Consider the following 18,683-nt stretch of genomic DNA (forward strand, 5'->3'; position numbering starts at 1 on the left):
AGGATGCTTGCGTTCATCATGCGTCGTGTAAATGGTGACATTGAGGTAGAGCATTAGCCGCGCAGCACATACCCATAGGTTGATCTCTATCTGACTGGTGCTTTCGAGCCTTAGTCCGTCTAGCATTGGGTTCACAGTCGGCTCACACCGTGAGCGCATCTTTCCTTTACGTCTGGAGTAGGCATGCCCAAAGTTCGTTCTTCCCGCTTCGTCCGCCTTTTGGCCGCAGCTGCCGCTGGCGCGTTGGGCGTAGTGGCCATGCTTCCCGCAGCCAGCGCCCAGGCGGGCACGGGCACGTTCACCGTGTCGGTCAAAGGCGGCTACAACAACACCGTTCCCCTCGGCACCGCCAGTGGCAGCATGACGGGGGTGAAGGGGGGCGGCCAGGCGAGCTACTCGGTGACGCTTTGTGGGCAGAACACCTATCCGAGTTCGCGCGTGACCATCCAATGGGGAACCGCCATGGCCGACCACACCGTCTACTACCAAGCCTGCGAGACCTTTACCGGCACCCTCTACTCCAGCTACGGCCTCACCGACTTTGAGGTCGTTGTGTACGGATCAACCTTCTACCCGGGCAACCAGTACACCACGTACTCGAAGAGCGCAATACGGTACTTCTGATCCGGTCCGGCACCGCCTGACGGACGAATCATCGGTCCAACGACCGGGGCAGCCGACGAGGGTGGCCAGGCGGGCCACGCCGGGGGGTGCGGGTCGGGTGCGGGCACGCTCGCCGAGGAGGGTACGCGTCGAAGGCCGCACCCGGCCCTCGGCCGCCGCGACCAGCATCCGGCCCACCCCGGCCAGGGGCCACCGCCTCGGCCGGATCGCCCGCCGGAAGTAGGTCCATTTTGAGGTCACGGTGAAATCAGAGTTCTGAGGACTGTCACGCTCGCGGAAGCGGTTGCCTACAGCGCCACTATCGCTGCTGTTTCCGCAGGCAACTCGATGCGGTCGCGTTGGACGGTGACGCCTTCGCCGGTGGTCAGCAGAACTCGTCGGGCCACCCCGGGAAGCGTCACCAGTTGCGGTTTGTCGGCGAGGTTGGCGGCTACCAGGCAGCCGCCTCGTCGCAGCACCAGGAACCGGTCGCCGTGCCGTACGTCGACAGCGAACAGGTGCGGATCCGACAGCTCTGCCCGTGACTTCCGCAGCGCGATCAAGCGCCGGTAGAAGTCGTACATCGCCCGGTGGTCGGGCTTGTCCAGCTCGGCCCAGTCGAGCCGGGAGCGCAGAAAGGTCTGCCGGTCCTGCGGGTCCGGCACCTCGGTGGCGGACCATCCGTGCGACGCGAACTCCGCGCGGCGGCCGGTGACCACGGCGGCGGCCAACTCGGGCTCCGGATGCGAGGCGAAGTACTGCCACGGCGTCGACGCCGCCCACTCCTCCCCCATGAACAGCATCGGGGTGAAGGGGGCGGTCAACAGCAGCACCGCCCCCACCCGCAGCATGGCGGGCGACAGCGTGGCCGAGAGGCGGTCACCGACCGCCCGGTTGCCGATCTGGTCGTGGTTCTGCAGGTACGCGACGAAGCGGTGGCCGGGGGTGCGTCTGTCGACCGGGCGGCCGTGCTGACGCTGGCGGAAGCTGGACCAGCTACCGCTGTGGAAGAACCCGCCGCGCAGCACCTCCACCAGGCATTCCATGCTGCCGAAGTCGCCGTAATACCCCTGCCGCTCGCCGGTGAGCAGGGTGTGCAGGGCGTGGTGGGCGTCGTCGTTCCACTGGGCGTGCAGGCCGAAGCCGCCGGCCTCGCGTGGGGTGATCAGCCGGGGGTCGTTGAGGTCGGACTCGGCGATCAGGGAGAGCGGTCGATTCAGGTGCACAGACAACGACTCGACCTCGACGGCGATCTCTTCCAGCAGGTGCACCGCGCGGCTGTCCGGCATGGCGTGTACGGCGTCGAGGCGCAGCCCGTCGACGTGGTAGTCGCGCAGCCACATCAGGACGCTGTCGATGATGAAGCGGCGTACCCCGTCGGAGTGCGGTCCGTCCAGGTTGACCGCCTGTCCCCAGGGGGTGTGCCGCTCCGACAGGTAGGGCGCGAACCTCGGCGCGTAGGCCCCGGAGGGCCCGAAATGGTTGTAGACGACGTCGAGGATCACCCCCAGCCCGCGGGCGTGGGCGGCGTCGACGAGCCGTTTCAGGCCGTCCGGTCCGCCGTAGGGCTCGTGTGGGGCGTACCAGCAGACGCCGTCGTACCCCCAGTTGTGTTCGCCGTTGAAGGCGTTGACCGGCAGCAGTTCGATCAGGTCGACGCCGAGGTCGACCAGGTGGTCGAGTTTGCCGATCGCCGCGTCGAAGGTGCCTTCCGGGGTGAAGGTGCCGACGTGCAGCTCGTAGAGGATGCTGCCGGGCAGTTGCCGCCCGGTCCACGACCCGTCGCTCCAGGTGAACGCCGAATGGTCGTAGATCCGGCTGGGCCCGTGCACCCCGGCCGGTTGCCAGCGCGAGCGCGGGTCGGGCAGCGGCTGCTCGTGGTCGTCGAGCAGGAAGGCGTAGTCGCGGACGGCGTCGGGCACCTCGACCCGCCACCACCCGTCCCGTCCGGCGCGCATCTCGTGGTCGGCGGTGCCGGGAAGGTGCAGCCGCACCCGCTTCGCCTCCGGCGCCCAGACGGTGAACTCGGTCATGACGCAGCCTCCCGGGTCAGGTGGTGGGCACCAGCAACGCGACGGGATAGTTGGTCAGCAGATCGGCGAGACGGACCTGGGAGCCACTGTAGACCCGACCGGTGAACAGGCACGACATCTCGTCGACGGGTAGTGACATGGTGGTGTCCCGCCACCCACCGGCCGCCGCCAGGCGCAGCGGCAGCCGGGTGGCCACGGCGACCGCGCCACCCCGGTCGAAGGCGACGGCGTGCCGGGCCGCCGGGCCGCGCACCACGACCGGCTGGTAGTCGCCGAACAGCTCCGGCAGGTCACGGCGGGCCCGCAGGGTCCGCGACACCACGAGCAGCTTCGCCGCGCCGGTGTCGTCCACCTCCGGCTGCCAGCCGGCGTCGAGCCGGGCCAGCAGTTCCCGGCGTACGCCGAAGTCGACCGGACGGCGATTGTCCGGGTCGACCAGGGAGTTGTCCCACAGTTCGGTGCCCTGGTAGGTGTCGGGCACCCCGGGCATGGCGAGCTGCACGAGTTTCTGCCCGAGCGAGTTCGACCAGCCGGGCGGGGTGATCACGGCAGCGAGGGCGGCCAGCTCCGACGAGACCGTCGGGTCGTCGTACATGGCGTCGACCAGGGCGTGCATGGCTCGTTCGAAGGCGGGGTCGGGGTCGATCCAACTGGTCGCGACCGCCGCCTCCCGGGCCGCCTTCTCGGCGTACGCGTGCAGGCGCTCCCGCTCGATCGGCCAGGCGCCGACGGCGGTCTGCCAGAGCAGGTGCGCCAGGGCCGCGTCGGGCAGCGGCACGGCGGCCATCCAGCCGGTGACCGCCTCGGCCCAGCGGCGCGGCAGTTCGGCGAGGACGGCGAGGCGGGCCCGGACGTCCTCACCGCGTTTCGTGTCGTGGGTCGACAGGGTGGTCATGCTCGTCGGCCAGCGCTGGTGGCGGGCGGCGGCGAAGCGGTGGAAGCGGCCGGGCCGGGTGCCGAAGTGGGTGGGGCTGCCACCGACCTCGTTGAGCGCGACGAACCGGCTCCACCGGTAGTAGGCGGTGTCCTCGACGCCCTTGGCCATCACCGCCCCGGTGAACTGCGGGAAGCGGCGGGCCAGCTCGTCGTCGGGGTCGCGGAGCCGGCGGGTGATCGCGTCCAGCGCGCCGGTCAGGTCGCTGCGTCGACGACCGGCCTCGGCGCGGGCGTTGGCCAGGTGCCGGGCACCGTCGGGCGGGTAACCCCGGTAGACGGCGAACGCGGCGGCGAGTTCGGCCAGGGCGGCGCGGGCCGCCTCGGGTGCCACGTCCGGGGCGAGCGCGGCCAGCCGGTTCAGCTCGGCGGCCAGCAGGCGGGTGGCGGCACCGAGTTTCGTGTCGTGGGTCAGGTCGGCCCAGGAGGTGGCCCGGCCGACGAGTCGGGTGTCCAGGGCGGTGAAGTCGGCTTCGGCGTCGCCGTCGACGAAGAGCCCACCGACGGCGCCCAGCGCGTCGTAGCCGGTGGTGCCGTCGACCGGCCAGGCCGGCAACTCCTCGCCGTACTCCAGGATCTTCTCCACGACCAGCCAGACGTCCGGCGCGGCGGCGCGCAACCGGGCCAGGTAGCCGGCGGGGTCGCGTAGCCCGTCGGGGTGGTCGACCCGGATGCCGTCGACCTCGTCGGCCGCCGCCCAGGCCAGGATCAGCTCGTGGGTGGCGGCGAACACCTCCGGGTCCTCCACCCGCAGCCCGGCCAGGCCGGAGACGGCGAAGAACCGACGGTACGTCAGTTCGGCGTCGCCCCGACGCCAGGAGACCAGCTCGTAGTGCTGCCGGTCGTGCACCTCGCGGGCGCTGCCGTCGCCGGTGCCGTCGGCGATCGGGAAGCGGTGCTCGTGGTAGCGCAGCTCCCCGTCGGCGAGCTTGAGATCGTCGAGGGCGTCGGGGGTGTCGGCGAGCACCGGCAGCAGCAGCCGCCCCCGCTGCCAGTCGATGTCGAACCAGTTCGCGTACGCCGAGTCGGGCCCCCGGCGCAGCACGTCCCACCAGGCCGGGTTGGCCGCCAGCACGGCCACCCCGGCGTGGTTGGGGACGATGTCCACGACCAGCCCGAGGCCGGCGTCGCGCAGGGCCCGCAGCAACCGTTGGCGGCCGGCCTCGCCGCCGAGTTCCGGGTTGACCTGCCGGTGGTCGACCACGTCGTAGCCGTGGGCGCTGCCCGGGGCGGCGGCCAGCAGCGGCGCGCTGTAGAGGTGGGTGACGCCGAGGTCGGCGAGGTAACCGGCGAGACCGGCGGTGGCGGCCAGGTCGAAGCCGGGCCGCACCTGCACCCGGTAGGTGGCGACGACGGGCTTGGCCGGCATGTCAGGCCGTCCTCTCCAGCACCACCAGGCAGCGGTCCGGTACGCAGATCGTGCCACCGGCCTCCACCGTGGTGCCCTTGTCCTGGTCCGGTTCGGCGGTGCTGATCACCAGGTCCCACCGTTGGCCGAACTCGACCGGCGGTCCGGTGAAGTCCAGCGGCGCGTCGTGGGCGTTGAAGCAGAGCCAGAACGAGGCGTCGTGGTGGCGTTGGCCGTACTGGCCACGTTCCCGGATGCCTTCGCCGTTGACGAACAGCGCCACCGAGCGGCCGAAGTCGTTGCCCCAGTCCTCGCTGGTCATCTCCCGCCCGTCGGGGGTGTACCAGGCCAGGTCGGGCAGCGGCTCGTCGACGCCGCGGCCGCGCACCGGCAGGCCGGTGAAGAAGCGGCGACGCTGGAACACCTGGTGCCGGCGGCGGAACTCGACCAGCCGGCGGGTGAAGTCGAGCAGGTCGCCGTCGACGTTGTCCCAGTCGATCCAGGCCAGCTCGTTGTCCTGGCAGTAGGCGTTGTTGTTGCCGCGCTGGGTGCGGCCCAGTTCGTCGCCGTGGCCGATCATCGGTACGCCCTGCGACAGCAGCAGGGTGGCGATGAGGTTGCGTCGCTGCCTCGCGCGCAGGCCGAGTACCCCGGGGTCGTCGGTGTCACCCTCGACGCCGCAGTTCCAGGAGCGGTTGTGGCTCTCGCCGTCGCGGTTGTCCTCGCCGTTGGCCTCGTTGTGCTTGTCGTTGTACGACACCAGGTCGGCGAGGGTGAACCCGTCGTGGCAGGTGACGAAGTTGATGCTGTGGAAGGGGCGACGCCCGTCGTCCTGGTAGAGGTCGGCGGAGCCGGAGATGCGGGAGGCGAACTCGGCGAGGGTGGCCGGTTCACCGCGCCAGAAGTCGCGCACGGTGTCGCGGTACTTGCCGTTCCACTCGGTCCACTGCGGTGGGAAGTTGCCGACCTGGTAGCCGCCGGGGCCGATGTCCCACGGTTCGGCGATCAGCTTCACCCGGCTGACCACCGGGTCCTGCTGGACCACCTCGAAGAAGGTGGACAGCCGATCCACGTCGTAGAACTCCCGGGCCAGGGTGGCGGCCAGGTCGAAACGGAATCCGTCGACGTGCATCTCGGTCACCCAGTACCGCAACGAATCCATGATCAGTTGGAGGGAGTGCGGGCTGCGTACGTTGAGGCTGTTGCCGGTGCCGGTGTAGTCGACGTAGTAGCGGCGGTCGTCCTCGGACAGCCGGTAGTAGCTGGGGTTGTCGACACCCTTGCAGCTCAGCGTCGGTCCGAGGTGGTTGCCTTCGGCGGTGTGGTTGTAGACCACGTCGAGGATGACCTCGATGCCGGCGGCGTGCAGCGCCTTCACCATGCCCCGGAACTCCTGCACCTGCTGGCCGAGGTGTCCCAGGGCCGAGTACGCGTGGTGCGGGGCGAAGAAGCCGATGGTGTTGTAACCCCAGTAGTTGCGCAGGCCCAGGTCGGCCAGGCGGTGGTCGTTGACGAACTGGTGCACCGGCATCAGCTCGATGGCGGTGATGCCGAGTCGGGTCAGGTGCTCGATCATCGGGGGTGAGGCGATGCCGGCGTACGTGCCGCGCAGTTCCTCGGGGATGCCGGGCAGCCGCATGGTGAGCCCGCGTACGTGGGCCTCGTAGATGACCGAGTGGTGGTAGGGGATGCGCGGCGGCGCGTCGTTGCCCCAGTCGAAGTACGGGTTGACCACCACCGACTTCGGCATGAACGGCGCCGAGTCGTCGGTGTTGATCCGCTCCGGGTCGTCATGGTGGTAGTCGTAGACCGCCGGGTCCCACTGCACGTCACCGTCGATGGCCTTGGCGTACGGGTCGATGAGCAGCTTGGCCGGGTTGCAGCGCAGCCCGTTGCCGGGGTCGTACGGCCCGTGCACCCGGTAGCCGTACCGCTGGCCCGGCCCGATCCCCGGCAGGTAGGCGTGCCAGACGTACGCGTCGACCTCCCGCAGCTCGACCCGGCGTTCGGCGCCGGTGTCCCACTCGTCGAAGAGGCAGAGTTCGATCCGTTCCGCCACCTCCGAGAAGATCGCGAAGTTGGTGCCCATCCCGTCGTAGGTGGCGCCGAGGGGGTACCGCTCGCCCGGCCAGACCTGCATGTCGCTCCTTCGGCCCACGTGTCATGAGCGCGCCCGCACCATGAGCGCACCCGCCGGGGCGGCCCGGTGATGCGCGCGGCGGTAATGCCCCGCACGGCCCATCACCAATCCATCCGATCGGGTGAATGTCCGATATCCGCCCGATTGAGTTGAGCTGAACCCTGCGGTGTCGTCGGTCACTGCGGCCCTGTTCGAGATGCGGGATCGGCCGTCATGACGTTTCCTTGTTCGCGGGCGTGTGTCAGCGCGCCTATGGAGATCCTCGCACCACGGGCGCGTCCACGCGTGTCCGAAACCCAACCCTGCCCTCTCGCCGCCACCGATGTCGGCGCGTTCCTCCCTGCACGGACGGAGACTGATGTGACCACCCTGCGGGTCGGTGGACGTAGCGCCACCGCTCCGGACCGCGTCCACCGCCCCACGCTCACCTCGCGCCCCCAGGTGCCGACGCAGTCCGGCGCCACCGCCGGGTCGCAGGCCCGCCGCATCCTGATGCTGTCGTGGGAGTACCCGCCGGTGCTCGTCGGTGGTCTCGGCCGACACGTGCACGCGCTGTCGGTGGCGTTGGCCGCCGCCGGTCACCACGTCACCGTCGTCACCCGGCACGCCGACGGCGCACCGCTCGAGGAACACGTCGACGGCGTACGCGTCGTCCGCGCCGCCGAGGACCCGGTCACCTTCCCCCTGGCCACCGGTTCGCTGCTGGCCTGGACGATGGCGTTCAACCACACCCTCACCCGCGCCGCGCTGCACGCCGCCACCACCGGCGACTACGACGTCATCCACGCCCACGACTGGCTCGTCGCCCACACCGCCATCACCCTGCGCGACCACCTCGACCTGCCGCTGGTCACCACCATCCACGCCACCGAGGCCGGTCGGCACCAGGGCTGGCTGCCGGAGGAGATGAACCGCACCATCCACGGCGTCGAGCACTGGCTGGGCGGCGAGTCGGACCGGGTGATCGTCTGCTCCGGCTACATGCGCGACGAGGTGACCGGCCTGTTCGGGGTGCCCACCGGCCGCGTCGACGTGGTGCCCAACGGGGTGGAACCGCACCGCTGGCGGGTCTCCGCCGCCGCCGTGGCGCAGGCACGCGCCCGGTTCGCCGGGGACGGTCCGCTGGTCACCTTCGCCGGCCGGCTGGTCTACGAGAAGGGGGTGCAGCACCTGATCGCCGGGTTGCCCCGGCTGCGGGAGCGGCACCCGGGGCTGCGCGCGGTGATCGTCGGCGACGGGCCGTACCGGGGTGAACTGGAGGCCGACGTGCACCGGCTCGGCCTGACCGGCACGGTCAGCCTGCCCGGGTTCCTCGGCGGCACGGATCTTCCTGCGGTGATGGCCGCCTCGGACTGCTTCGCGGTGCCCAGCATCTACGAGCCGTTCGGCATGGTGGCGCTGGAGGGTGCCGCCGCCGGTGCGCCGCTGGCGGTCGCCGAGACCGGCGGGCTCGCCGAGATCGTGGAGCCGGGCGTCACCGGCGTGACCTTCCGGCCGCGTGATCCGGAGGCGTTGACCGACGCGGTGCACACCCTGCTCTCCGACGCCGAACGGGCCCGGACGCTGGCCCGGCGGGCCCGGATCATGGTGCACGAGCAGTACGGCTGGGCCGCCATCGCCAGCCGCACCGCCTCGACGTACGCCTCGGCGATCGCCCAGGCACCGGCGTTCGCGGCGGAACGCGCGGCGCGTCAGATGGCGCACGGGCGGGCGTTACCGGCGATCCCGGAGGGCAACCTGCTCGCCGCCGCCGGGCTGCGCTGACCCTTCTCCCGCCGCCACCTCGGCCGGAGCGACTTTCGTCCGCGTGGCCACGGCCCCGACCCGGCCCCGACCCGGGTCGGGGTCGCCTGCCGGGCAGATGTCAGTCGAGCAGCCAGCGGTGCAGTTGGGTGCCGTAGGGGGTCAGCGCGACAACCGCCGTCGCGCACCACAGCGCCGTGCCGACGGTGAGCCGGCGAAACGTCTGCCGGTCGCCGACCCGCCAGGTGCGGACGAGGGCCACCGCCCCGAGCAGCACGGCCACCGTGGCGAGCGGCCAGACGAACATCGCCACCACGCGGCTGAGTTCGAAGACCCAGAGCAGCGGGTTCCACGCCGAGTCGGGGCCGAGCGGCGGCAGGGAGTCCTTCGGATCACCCAACCGTTCCAGCCCCGGGTCCAGCAGTGCGGGAAGGTCACCGACCCGCGATGCGGCCGCGAGCAACACGCCGAGGCTGCCGACCAGTGCGGCGGTCAGCAGCAGCAGTTGGGCCGCCAGCACCATCCGCCCGCCGAGTGACAGCGGGCGGGCCTGAACCTGCTGACTCATACGCGCACCGTACCGCTTGCCCGGTAGCTGGTGACCACCAGAGCCCGCCATGCCCGTTCGGACAGTTCACTCTGTCGTTACGATCTTGTATCCGCACTGGTCAGCGCGGCTTCGCATCCGACACACTCGCAGGCATCCGGCGACGGCTAGGTCTGTGGAGGGCGCGGGTGCGGGTGCTCCTGGTGGAAGACGACCTGCGCGTCTCGGCGGGTCTCGCCTCGGCGTTGCGGCGGCGCGGGCACGACGTGCTCCAGGCGGTGACGGCCGCCGAGGCGGTCGAGGCCGATCCGGTCGATCTCGTGCTGCTCGACATGAATCTGCCCGACCGGGACGGGCTGGAGGTCTGTCGCCGGATCCGCCAGCACGACGAGGGAGTCGCGATCATCGCGGTGACCGCCCGCGGCGAGGAACACGACCGGGTGGCCGGGCTGCGTGCCGGTGCCGACGACTACGTGGTCAAACCGTTCTCGATGGTGGAGTTGCAGGCCCGCATCGAGGCGGTGATGCGGCGCACCGCCCGCACCGTCCGGCCGGTGACCACGTTGCGGGTCGGCGCGCTGCGCATCGACGTGGACGCCCGGCGGGTGTGGCTGGGCGACCGTGAGGTCGGTCTGTCCCGCAAGGAGTTCGACCTGCTGGTGGCGCTGGCCCGGCAGGCGGGCACGGTGGTGCCTCGGGACCGGTTGCAGCTCGAGGTCTGGCAGACCACCTGGGCGACCCGGCACAACCTCGACGTGCACGTGGCGGCGCTGCGCGGCAAGCTCGACGACCCGCGTCTGGTGGAGACGGTACGCGGAGTCGGCTACCGCCTCCGGGTCAGCTGACTCACCACTCAGTAAACGCAACCTCAGAGCATTCTCAAGAATCCCAGCTCGCGGCCCCGTGGCCCGGTCAGGGCGGGTGTGCTGTGCGTACCCCAGCCATCCCTCCTGTTTGGAGATCCCCTTGAGATACAGACGGACAACGGCCGGTGTCTTCTCCGCTCTGCTCGCGGTCGTCCTTGCGGCGACCGCCCAACCCGCCCAGGCCCAGCAGGCGGAGCCGAACCAGGTGCAGGGCCTCACGGTCGTCCAGGGCGACGGATACGCGACGCTGGCGTGGACCCCGGTCGACGGGGCCACCGACTACCAGATCGAGCGCACCCCCGTCGCCGAGGACGGTAGCGCCACCGGCGCGTCCGTGATCGTCGGCCTGTGGCGGCCGAACCGTCAGATCAACAACTCGGAGCCGACCTTCGCCGACGCCGGCTTCGCCCCCGGCAACCGGTTCCAGTGGCGGGTCCGCGCCCGGCTCGGCAGCGACGCGCAGCCCTTCTCCGCACCGGTCAGCGACACCACCCGGCCGCACTGGGGCGACCCGGACATCCCCGGGCAGGGGCTGCGCACCCAGTGGGAGGACACGCTGGGCGCGCAGTACACCACCGACATCAACGAGTACGCCTACACCGCCGCGATCGACGAGCTGAGCGACCGGGTACGCGTGGTCGAGATCGGCCGCACCGTGCAGGGCCGCCCGATCAACATGTTCGTCATCGGCTATCCCACCCCGCCCGCCACCCCGGAGGCGGTGGCCGCGACGAACCCGCTCGTGGTCAACTGCAACGTGCACGGCAACGAGCCAGGTGACCGCGAGGCGTGCCTGATCATGGCCCGGCAGTTGGCGTTCACCGACGACCCGGCCACGCTCGGCCTGCTGTCGAAGACCACCATGCTGATCGTGCCGACCATCAACGGCGACGGCCGGGCGGCCAACAGCCGGGGCAACTCCACCGGCCAGGACCTCAACCGGGACTACTCGCTGATCCGCCAGCCGGAGACCCAGGCGTTCGTGGAGATGGTCCGCGACTACCGGCCGATCGCCAGCTACGACGGTCACGAGTACGGCAACACCAACACCGGTGACCTGCCGATGCTGCCGCCCCGGCACCAGAACGTGGCGCAGGGGATCTTCGACCGGTCGCAGGACATGATCGAGGGTCACATGTACACCCAGGGCGCCAAGGCCGGCTGGTGGGCCTGCCCGTACGGATGCACCGGGGCCAACGTGGGCCTGGGCGAGGAGACCATCCTGCGCAACACCCTCGGGCTGAAGAACGTGGTCAACTCGCTGCTGGAGCTGCGCAGCTCGGGTGGGCCGACCCGGCCGGACGAGGGCAACACCGCCAACAACCGCCGCCGCAAGACCTACTCGGCACTGTGGACGTTCCACCAGTTCATGGCGTACCACGGCGCGAACCTCGGTGCCCTCACCGCCACCCGGGCCGAGGCGATCACGTTCCAGTCCGCCAACACCGGCCGGATCGTCTTCCGGGGCTCCCGCCCGATCGAGGCGTACCCGGCCCCGCACCCGGGTGACACGCCGCCGCCGCTGGACGCTCCCCGGCAGGACCAGATCCTGGAGCAGCCGCCGTGCGCGTACAAGCTGACCGAGGAGCAGTACCACGGCGCACGCTCCGACGGCCCGGCCGGACGGCAGACCACTGTGGCGCAACGGCTCGCCGCGCACGGCTGGGCGGTGGTCAAGGTGGCCGACGGGTATCTCGTACCGCTGTCGCAGCCGGAGCGGGGACTGGTGCCGCTGCTGCTCGACGGGCAGGCCGCCGAGGGCCTGGTCGCCGGGGAACGGGTCGCGCCGACGCTGACCGGTACGCACAACGGTCCGCTGACGATCAGCGGGGTGGCGTGCCTGTCCGACGCCACCGTCCGGGGTCCGGTCCGGGTCCAGCCCGGCGCGACCCTGATCGTCAACGGCGGCTCGATCAACGGCCCGGTGGACGCCAGCGGCGCGGCCGGATTCGTGTTGACCGCCGGCACCGTCAACGGCCCGGTGAACGTCACCGGCACCACCGGCCCGGTCCTGCTGGTCGGCAACCAGATCAGCGGCCCGGTCAACGTGGTCGACGGCACGGGCGGGGCCCCGCTGCTGGCCGGCAACACGGTCAACGGCCCGTTGGGCTGCGCCGGCAACGCCGTCGCGCCGGTCAGTTTGGCGGTCGCCAACGCGGTCAGCGGCCCACGGTCGCACCAGTGCGCACGCCTGTGACCCACTGAACCCCACCCCCTGCGTACCGGTGGGCCGGACCCCCGCCGGCCCACCGGTACGCCCCTGACACACGTGGAGCGACCGTGACCGACTCCGACCTCGCGGCCCCACGGCCACCGGCGCGCCGGATCCTGCTGACCGGTATCGCCCTGGCCTCGACGCTGCTCACCGGCTGTACGACCGGCACGACCGGGGCGACCGGGGCGACCGGCGCGGGCGACGGCACGCTGGCCACCGTGACCGTGACCGGGCCGTTGTGCGACCTGCTGCCCAGCGACGGTGAGCCGGGTGATCCCGCCTCGCTCGTCGACCAGCCCGCCGACCGGGCTCTCCAGTGGATTCCCGTGCTCACCACCTTCGAGGCGGCGGTACGCGCCACCGGCCTGGCCGAGGAGCTGACGGGCGAGGTGACCGTTCTGGCTCCCACCGACGATGCCTTCGCCGCCAAGTTCTCCCGGACCACCCTCGACGAACTGCTCCTGCGCGACACCGACGAACTGCGCGGCCTGGTGCGCGACCATCTGGTCGCCGGGGCGCTGCCGGTGGCGGACCTGGTCGCCGCCGGCACGGTGACCACCGTCGCCGGCACCCGCCTGTCCGTCACCGGCGTGGGGCAGGGGGCCCGCCTCGACGACCGGGCCGAGACGGTGTGCGCCGACTACCGGGCCGTCGGTGCCCGGATCCACGTCATCAACGCGGTGCTCGGCGACCTGCCGACCACCGCGGGTCAGGACGACGACGGCCACCCAGCGCACTAGGGAACGACGACGGCCGCCGTACCCGGGTGATCCGGGTGCGGCGGCCGTCGTCGCGTGACGCGTTAGGAAGGGGCCCTTCCTATACAGCAGGCGTTAACAAGGTGCCCTTCCTTACATCGGGTCAGCGCTGCTCGACGGGGAGGTAGTTCCGCTCGGTAGCGCCGGTGTAGACCTGCCGCGGGCGACCGATCTTGGTCTCCGGGTCGTTGATCATCTCGCGCCACTGGGCGATCCAGCCCGGCAGCCGACCCAGGGCGAACAGCACCGTGAACATCTTCGTCGGGAAGCCCATGGCCTTGTAGATCAGGCCGGTGTAGAAGTCCACGTTCGGGTAGAGCTTGCGCGAGACGAAGAAGTCGTCGGCGAGGGCGATCTCCTCCAGCTGCATCGCGATGTCCAGCAGCGGGTCCGGCTTGGCCATCCGGCCGAGCACGTCCTGCGCCGCCTGCTTCACGATCGCGGCCCGCGGGTCGTAGTTCTTGTAGACCCGGTGGCCGAAGCCCATCAGCTTGACGCCGTCCTCGCGGTCCTTCACCTTGCGGACGAACGACTGCACGTCACCACCGTCGGCCTGGATCCGCTCCAGCATCTCCAGCACCGCCTGGTTGGCGCCGCCGTGCAGCGGACCGAACAGCGCGTTGACCCCGGCCGAGACCGAGGCGAACAGGTTGGCGTTGCTGGAGCCCACCAGCCGCACCGTCGAGGTGGAGCAGTTCTGCTCGTGGTCGGCGTGCAGCACGAAGAGCATGTCCAGCACCCGGGCGACCACCGGGTCGACGTCGTACGGCTCCGCCGGCACGCCGAACGTCATGCGGAGGAAGTTCTCCACGTAGCCCAGCGAGTTGTCCGGGTAGAGCAGCGGCTGCCCGATCGACTTCTTGTACGCGTACGAGGCGATGGTCGGAACCTTCGCCATCAGCCGGACGGTGGACATCTCGACATGCTCGGCGTCGAACGGGTCGAGGCTGTCCTGGTAGAAGGTGGAGATGGCGCTGACGGCCGAGGAGAGCACCGCCATCGGGTGGGCCTCCCGGGGGAAGCCGTCGAAGAAGCGCCGCATCTCCTCGTGCAGCAGCGAGTGCCGGCGGATCCGCTCGGTGAACTCGGTGAGCTGCTGGGTGGTCGGCAGCTCACCGTAGATCAGCAGGTAGGAGACCTCCAGGAAGGAACTCTTCTCGGCCAGCTGCTCGATGGGGTAGCCGCGGTAGCGCAGGATGCCCGCGTCACCGTCGATGTAGGTGATGGCGGACGAACAGGCGGCGGTGTTGACGAACCCGGGGTCGTACGTCGTCAGGCCGGTTTCCTTGAGCAGCTTGCTCACACCGACACCGGCGGGGCCCTCGACCGCGGAATGTACCGGCATCGACAGCTGCCCGCCGGGGTGATCGAGCTTGACTTCCGTCATGTGGTTCCTCGCTTCGCCGGCAGATCTACGTTGAATTGCCTTCGCTTCTACCGTAATTGCGGTTGCGGCAACACCGCTCCTCGTGGTTCAGCGGTGAGGCATGCGTCACCCGATTCCCGACCGAAGCGCCGGGAAACCCCGACGACCGGCACAGACGGGTACGAAATACGCACGTAGCGTGGAACCGGCGGACGATCCGCCCGCGACAGTGGACCGGGACTGCACGCGCCAGCCCGGTGAGGGCGGACCGGTCAGGAGATCGACAGCTGCCGCAGCCCGCCGTCGTCGCCGACCAGGTAGAGGTCGAGGCGGTTGGCACCGGCCCGGAAGAGCCGGTCGTCGGCGAGCAGCGCCGCGAAGCGCCGGCCGCCCGGGTCCGGGGCGACCACGGGGACCACCGCCGCGACGGTGCCGTTGACGGCCACCGCCAGTTCGGTGCCGTCGGCGACGTCCTCGTCCACGGTGCCCCAGATCATGCCGGGCAGCACGCCCGCGTCGGGGTCGACGGCGCGGAAGGCGTTCAGCCCGCCGACCCGGGCGCTGCCCACTGTCGGCACCGCGCCCACGGCGGTGCCGACCAGCCGGTGCGGGGCCGCCGGTGGTGACGCCGACGGCACCCCACCGCCGATCGAGATCGGTTGGGCGGGCTGGTCGTAGAACACCTTGCCCGCCTCCGTGCGGGGCGTCTGCCGGGCGGACCGACCGTCGACCGGCCAGGGCAGTCGGACGGCGGCCTCGTCGGCGACCGTGGGCAGCAGGTCGACGTGTTCCCAGTTGCGGTCGTCGACCCGCCCGACCCGCTGGCCTGGTGACTTGACGAACAGCGGCACCCAGGCCACCTCGTCGGCGGCGGCCCGGATCGCGTCCTCGCCGCGCCCCTGCACCCCCTTGGTGAAGCTGACCCCGTGATCGGCGGTGACCACCACGAGCGCCTCGTCCCACAGCCCGGTGGCGCGCAGCGTACGCATCGTCTCGCCGATCAGCCGGTCGGTGTAGCCGAGTTGGGCGAGGTGCCGGGCCCGAGCCAGGTCCACCCAGCCGTCACCCTCGTTGGGGAAGTCCTCCGGTGCCTCGTACCGCGCCCCGGACGGCAGGAACGCCCACGGCGAGTGGGGCATCAACAGGTGCAGGAAGTGCAGGGTCGGGCGAGGCGAGGGGGTCAGGCCGTTGAGGAACGCGGTGAACCGGGCCGGCTGGTTGACGTTGAGGCTGTCCCAGCGGAACTTCGGGTCGGTCGGCACCGGCTCGGCGGCGTCGATGCCGACTTCCTCGGCGGTGCGTTCCCGGTAGGCGTTCTCCGGGTCGATCCGGCTGTCGTACGGCGCGGTGACCTGACGCAGCAGCTTGCCCGTCTCCCGGACCAGCACGCCGATCCCCTGTTCCGGGGTGACCGGCTGCTCGCAGCGGCTCGGTGGGCAGAGCCGGGCGATGCTCTCCTCGGCGCGGATGTCGTACAGGCCGCCGAGGGCGGTGAAGAGGTTGTCCGGGTGGTGCGAGTAGTGCGGCGCGGACGGTTCCGTCGGGTAGCGGCCGGTCAGCATCGCCGGTAACGCGTACGGCGTCCAGCCGCTGACCCCGGTCGCGTTGCGGTACCAGGTCGAGGCGGCGGCCAACTCGGCGAAGTGCGGGAACCGGGTCGCGTCGATGCCACCGGCGGCGTCGAGCAGGGAGACCAGCGGCAGCTCGTCGAGGATCAGCATGACCACCGGCGGGTGCCGGTTGCCGGTCGCGGTGCCGGCCACGCCGCCGTCACCGATCGGCAGCACCACCGGTCCGGTGGGCGAGGCGAACAGGAACAACCCCACGAAGATCGGTGGTCCGACGGCCGCGAACCGCACCACCCGGCCGAGCGCCGTCCACCGCCGGTGGGCGACGGCTGCGGCGGCACCGACCGCCGACGCCGCCAGCAGCAACGGTACGCCGCGCAGCGGTGTGGTGTGCCGACCCACCTGCACCGCCAGCGCGGCGATCAGCAGCCCGAACAGCAGGCTGTGGGTCGCCCGCCGCGCCGCGCCGTCGGCCAGATTGGCGAGCAGCCCGAGCAGCCCGAGAGCCACCGTCGGCACCACCGCGACCAGGGCCACCAGCAACAGGATCTCGCCCCGGTCGGCCCGGTGGAACAGGAAGAAGTCCGGACTGCGGCCCAGGACGTCCAGCAGCGGCTGGGTGACCACCAGCCCGACCAGCGCGGTCAGCTCCAGCAGTCGGCGGCCCTCGGCCCGCCAGCCGTCCCACCCCCACCACCGGCGGCGGTCGACCGGCTGCCCGGCGGCGCCAGCCTGCGACACCGGGCCGTCGTTGGTCCCGGCGTCGCCGGCCTCGGCGACGGGACGGTCGGTCACCGAAGGGTCACCCGGTACAGGGTGCGGGTGCCCGAGGGCAGTTCGAGCCGGTCTTCCACGATGCCGTGCTCGGCGAGCAGCGCCTCGAAGGCGTCCCGTCGGTAGTCGGGGAAGATGCCGTCGGGCTTGTTGGCCAGCAGCCGGGCCGCCATCGGGTCCTCCGGGTGGACGAACTCGACCACCAGCCGGCCGCCGGGCGCGACGAGACCGGCGAGGCAGTCCACCACCTCCGGCAGCGGCACGTTACGCCCGATCGCCAGGTGGTGCACCAGGGCCAGGGCGAGCACGGTGTCCGCTTCGGCCCGCGCGGCGAACGAGGCCCGCTCGATCCCCCGCCAGCCGCCGCCCGGCGACGGGTCCGCCAGGTCCATCACCAACGGCAGCACCCGCCGCTGGCCCTCACCTCGCAGGGTGCGATACAGCCGGTCGACCACCGACGGGTCCTGCTCGACGGCGACCACGTAGTCGGCGTGCCGGGCGGCGAGGCGGGCGTACCGGCCGTCGTTGGCACCCAGGTCGAGCACGAGTCGACGCCGGTCGGCGCAGCTCAGCGCGTCGACCACGAAGCGTTCCTTGCCCGCCCGGTCGTCGCCGGAGTAGCCGCAGGTCTGCTGGTAGTCGACCCAGTGCGTGGACGGCGGCTGGTGGTCCAGACGGCGTACGAGCTTCTCCAGCCCTCGCGCGGTGGCCAGGGCCAGCTCCCGGGTGTAGCCGGCGTCGCGCAGCTGGGCGCGTACGTCGGCGGTGCTGGTGGCGGCGCTGCGGCGCTGCACGGAGCCGTGCAGGTGGACATGGGTGAGCACGCCGGGCAGCAGTCGGCGGGTGCCCCGGAACAGCGGACCCATCTGTTCCGGGGAGATGCCGTCGACCTGGGCCCGCAGCCAGGGCTGGAACGCCAGCCCCAGGTGGGCACCGAGCATCAGCGGGTAGAGCAGTGTCTGGCAGAACTGCCGGTAACCGGCCCAGGGTTCACCGTCGCGCAGCGGGACGAAGGACCCGACGTCGATGAAGATCGGCTCGGTGCCACGCCACTGGAGGTTGTACGCCGAGCCGTCCTTGGTGGTGAAGCCCTCCGCCATGGCGTCCCGGAGGATCTCCAGGTGTAGCAACGCGGCGTCGCGCAGCATCGCGAAGGACCACTCGTACGGATGCGACACGAACGGGACGCGCTCGTGGCGCAGCACCGTCGCCCAGTCCGACGAGGACGAGTGGGTCGGCAGTTCCCGCCACGGCGACCCGGTCGGCACCTCCTCGGTGCCGCAGACCTTGCCGGCGGCGAGCAGTGGCGGGAAGAAGCTGCTGGCGGCGAGGGCCCGCCAGTGGGCGGCGGCGGTCCGGTCGAGCGCGCGCAGCACGTCGTCGCCGGCGTGGAACACCCGGTTGGCCGGGTCGCGGAAGGAACCGGGCTCCGGTCGGGGGTCGACGTCGAGCGGGGCCGGTTGGGGGTCGATGTCGAGCGGGGCCGGTCGGGTCGACCGGCCCAGGTGTGGAGACACCATCGCGTCGGGTCAGCTCTGGTCGGTGGGCTGGCGGCGGAACCGGCTGACGAGTCTGCGCCAGTAGAGCTTGGCCGCCACCGCGACCCCGGCGATCCCGCCGACCACCGCCTGCACGATCAGGCTGCCGGATCCCGCGTCCAGGTAGGCCAGGTGGTTCACCGACCGCTCCTTCCCTCTGCCGTCACGACTCCGACATCAGCGCCATTACTCACATTCACGATGCGAGCGGGCCATGCCGGACTTATGCCACCGTACGCCGCCGACTCTCC

Annotated in this window: 13 protein-coding genes; 5 read left to right on the forward strand and 8 right to left on the reverse strand. The window is 71.1% G+C overall.

Annotation, left to right across the window (positions count from 1 at the left end; translation table 11 throughout):
* Positions 1-183: 183 nt before the first annotated feature.
* Positions 184-624, forward strand: coding sequence for a hypothetical protein (locus ACLQ2S_RS12355; RefSeq protein ID WP_155220352.1), 441 nt, complete (start codon positions 184-186; stop codon positions 622-624).
* Positions 625-911: 287 nt separating this feature from the next.
* On the opposite strand, the gene treZ is transcribed toward ACLQ2S_RS12355, so the two are convergent.
* The 3 genes from treZ to glgX are packed head-to-tail and all read right to left on the reverse strand — an operon-like array spanning position 912 to position 7,057.
* Positions 912-2,636 carry a malto-oligosyltrehalose trehalohydrolase gene (gene treZ / locus ACLQ2S_RS12360; protein WP_425701704.1) on the reverse strand — a complete coding sequence of 575 codons (1,725 nt, stop codon included), beginning with the start codon at positions 2,634-2,636 and terminating at the stop codon, positions 912-914.
* A 16-nt stretch (positions 2,637-2,652) separates the two neighbouring features.
* Entirely contained in the window at positions 2,653-4,938 is a 2,286-nt protein-coding gene (treY, locus tag ACLQ2S_RS12365) for a malto-oligosyltrehalose synthase (RefSeq protein ID WP_425701705.1), read from the reverse strand.
* A gap of 1 nt (position 4,939) precedes the next feature.
* Complete coding sequence (gene glgX / locus ACLQ2S_RS12370) at positions 4,940-7,057, reverse strand: glycogen debranching protein GlgX (RefSeq protein ID WP_425701706.1); 2,118 nt, start codon at positions 7,055-7,057, stop codon at positions 4,940-4,942.
* A 360-nt stretch (positions 7,058-7,417) separates the two neighbouring features.
* Here glgX and ACLQ2S_RS12375 point away from each other — a divergent pair, with 360 nt between their 5' ends.
* Positions 7,418-8,821 carry a glycosyltransferase family 4 protein gene (locus ACLQ2S_RS12375; RefSeq protein ID WP_425701707.1) on the forward strand — a complete coding sequence of 468 codons (1,404 nt, stop codon included), beginning with the start codon at positions 7,418-7,420 and terminating at the stop codon, positions 8,819-8,821.
* A gap of 100 nt (positions 8,822-8,921) precedes the next feature.
* Here the strand turns inward: ACLQ2S_RS12375 and ACLQ2S_RS12380 are convergent, their stop codons facing one another.
* Positions 8,922-9,368, reverse strand: coding sequence for a hypothetical protein (locus tag ACLQ2S_RS12380; RefSeq protein WP_155220342.1), 447 nt, complete (start codon positions 9,366-9,368; stop codon positions 8,922-8,924).
* 167 nt (positions 9,369-9,535) lie between these two features.
* On the opposite strand from ACLQ2S_RS12380, the gene ACLQ2S_RS12385 reads away from it, so the two are divergent.
* The 3 genes from ACLQ2S_RS12385 (at position 9,536) to ACLQ2S_RS12395 (ending at position 13,168) form a co-directional block, all read left to right on the forward strand.
* Positions 9,536-10,192, forward strand: a complete 657-nt coding sequence (locus ACLQ2S_RS12385; RefSeq protein ID WP_309223580.1) for a response regulator transcription factor — start codon at positions 9,536-9,538, stop codon at positions 10,190-10,192.
* Between the two features lie 121 nt (positions 10,193-10,313).
* Complete coding sequence (locus tag ACLQ2S_RS12390) at positions 10,314-12,410, forward strand: M14 family zinc carboxypeptidase (protein WP_425701708.1); 2,097 nt, start codon at positions 10,314-10,316, stop codon at positions 12,408-12,410.
* Between the two features lie 83 nt (positions 12,411-12,493).
* Positions 12,494-13,168 (forward strand): fasciclin domain-containing protein, encoded by a 675-nt coding sequence (locus ACLQ2S_RS12395; RefSeq protein WP_425701709.1) that lies wholly within the window; start codon positions 12,494-12,496, stop codon positions 13,166-13,168.
* A 121-nt stretch (positions 13,169-13,289) separates the two neighbouring features.
* Here the strand turns inward: ACLQ2S_RS12395 and ACLQ2S_RS12400 are convergent, their stop codons facing one another.
* The 4 genes from ACLQ2S_RS12400 to ACLQ2S_RS12415 all read right to left on the reverse strand — a co-directional run bounded on the left by ACLQ2S_RS12400 (position 13,290) and on the right by ACLQ2S_RS12415 (position 18,573).
* Positions 13,290-14,573, reverse strand: coding sequence for a citrate synthase (locus tag ACLQ2S_RS12400; protein WP_155220338.1), 1,284 nt, complete (start codon positions 14,571-14,573; stop codon positions 13,290-13,292).
* Positions 14,574-14,824: 251 nt separating this feature from the next.
* A complete protein-coding gene (locus ACLQ2S_RS12405; RefSeq protein ID WP_309223582.1) occupies positions 14,825-16,861 on the reverse strand; it encodes a sulfatase-like hydrolase/transferase in 2,037 nt (678 codons plus the stop codon).
* Positions 16,862-16,911: 50 nt separating this feature from the next.
* Complete coding sequence (locus tag ACLQ2S_RS12410; protein WP_230462741.1) at positions 16,912-18,414, reverse strand: class I SAM-dependent methyltransferase; 1,503 nt, start codon at positions 18,412-18,414, stop codon at positions 16,912-16,914.
* Positions 18,415-18,423: 9 nt separating this feature from the next.
* A complete protein-coding gene (locus ACLQ2S_RS12415; protein WP_155220336.1) occupies positions 18,424-18,573 on the reverse strand; it encodes a hypothetical protein in 150 nt (49 codons plus the stop codon).
* Positions 18,574-18,683: the final 110 nt, after the last annotated feature.

Origin of the sequence: Micromonospora sp. DT48, from assembly GCF_049844495.1 — a bacterium.
GTDB lineage: Bacteria > Actinomycetota > Actinomycetes > Mycobacteriales > Micromonosporaceae > Micromonospora.